1 protein-coding gene is annotated in these 2,104 nt (G+C 59.7%); it reads right to left on the bottom strand.

Annotation, left to right across the window (positions count from 1 at the left end; all coding sequences use genetic code 11):
- The coding region (locus tag AC1DWI_RS20770; protein WP_477725634.1) for an LPS-assembly protein LptD at positions 1-2,046 on the bottom strand (2,046 nt) is incomplete at its 3' end.
- Between the last annotated feature and the right edge of the window lie 58 nt (positions 2,047-2,104).

Genomic DNA, 2,104 nt, shown 5'->3' with positions numbered 1-2,104 from the left:
ACTGATGACGCGGTAATTGCTGGGGTTGTAGCGCACGCCAATCGATGCACGCTCAGATTGCTTGGTCTTCGGGTTGTACTGAACCGTACTGTCGAAAGACCACTGCGGCACCCAATTGACGGAAGCCCCGACCAGCAAGTCGCTGATGCGGTCGGTGACCGGCAATACACCCGGCAGGGTCACCTTCTGATCCTCAAAACGAAAGCGCTGCGCAATGCCGACACGCACAGCTTCAGCACCGGTCGCAGGATCCAGCAGACGCGAGGTAACGCCCAGGGTCAGCAGGTTAGCGTCTGAAATACGGTCATTGCCGACAAATGCGTTTTCGGTAAAGACCGTGGCGAAGTTGAAGTCGTTGGACCCGGAGTCGTAGTTGGGCAGCAGGCTCTGGTCGCGATAGGGTGTACGCACATAAAAGGCCCGGGGCTCCAGTGTCTGGGTAAAGTTCCGGCCCAGGAACCCGGCATTACGTTCAAACTGCACGCCGCTGTCCAGGCTGAAGGTAGGCACAACACGCGACGCCGTTGTCGCACCATTGGGCAACGCTGAATCAAATTTGTAACTCGTGGCATGCAGCTGCACTTTGGGGGTGATGTACCCCGCAGGCAGCAGCCAGGGGCGGCTCAGTTGCAGCCGCGTGAATGCCCGGTCACTATTGGGCTGGTTGGTGAGCTGACGATCTGCGGAAAAACGGGTGAAGTCGCCCTCCACCGACCAGTCAAAGCCATTGCCCAATCCCACCACCGGYGCATCCACACGGGTGTACGCCGCTGCAAACTGGGGCAGGCGGTCGTAAGGCGGAACGATGGGCGAAGTGACATCCTGCAATGTCTGCCATTTGAGCGTTCGCATGGACGAAGAAAAGAACCCGCGGGTCCACGACAAACTCGCGTCCTGGGGCAGAAGGCGCTGGGTGGTCGCCCCCTTGAGAGCTGGAAAGTCACGCCAATAATCGTTGTCACTCACCCGGTTCATGTTGAGGTTGATGCCCAGGTYGCCGACGGATGACAGGCCGCTGCTGAAGGCACCAACGTGTTGATAACTGTAGGACCAGCGGTCACGATTGCGCAACTTGTCGCCGGGCAGGAAGTTTCCCTGCAGTTCGCCTGTGTACTTCGGCTCCAGGTAGCGGAATTCGCCGGCGAGGTCCACCCCGCGTTTGGTCATGATCGCCGGTGAAAATGTCGCGTCCCGATTGGGCGCAATATCAAAGTAATAAGGTTGCCGATACTCAAACCCGTTGATTGAGCCCATGCCGATGGAGGGCGGCAGAAGACCCGACTTGCGCTTGTCGCTCAACGGAAAACTCACCCGGGGGAAAGCCAGGATAGGCACATCCTTGAAACGCACAACGGCTCCATTGGCAACGCCAACTTCGCGGTCCAGGTCAAACTCGAAGCTTCTGGCGCGCAATACCCATGAGGGCTCCCAGCTGGCCTCGTCATTGCGCTCGCAGGTGGTGTAGCTGGCGCGCTGGGCCGTCAAATGGCCTTCATCGATGAAATCGATCCGCTCCGCCTGGCCGTTTCCGCTGTTGCTGAGGAAGCGGTAGGCCGGCGTCGTGAAAAAGCCTTCAAACCGGTCCAGCTTGATCTCCAGCTCGGGACCCTCAAACCTGTTGCCCGCCCGGTTGATGCGAACATTGCCGCGGCTTTTAAGTTGGTCTTCGGGCTGGTAGTACTCAATGCGGTCCGCGCGGATGGCGGTAGACCCGCGGCGCAATTCCGCATTGCCGTCAATCACGGTCTCAAGATCGGGGCGGCCGGAAATCCGGTCGCCAAAAACAAATGTGGGGCCCTTGTCCTGCGGGTCGCTGGAAACCTGCTCGGCCAGCTGGGGCGAAGACTTGAGTTTCGGGGTGTCGCCTGCGGGCGGGTCTGCGGAGGGGACGGCGGAAGCGCCCTGAAGAGGAGCAGGTGACGCAGCCGGAGTTTGGGCGAGCGCCGTCCCGGCACCGGTCATCCCCAGTGCTGCGCAAACCACCAGCGTGGAGACAGCTTGAGCTATCGGGGAAAGAATAAAGGGCGAAGGGGATGCGCGGCGCATCGTTTATGTGAGATAAACCCGTTTGTAAAATCAGGCCGGATTATCCATGACCCTCCAC

Source organism: Polaromonas sp. P3_C2 (assembly GCF_056402675.1).
This window is presented reverse-complemented; position numbering and strand designations above follow the sequence as displayed.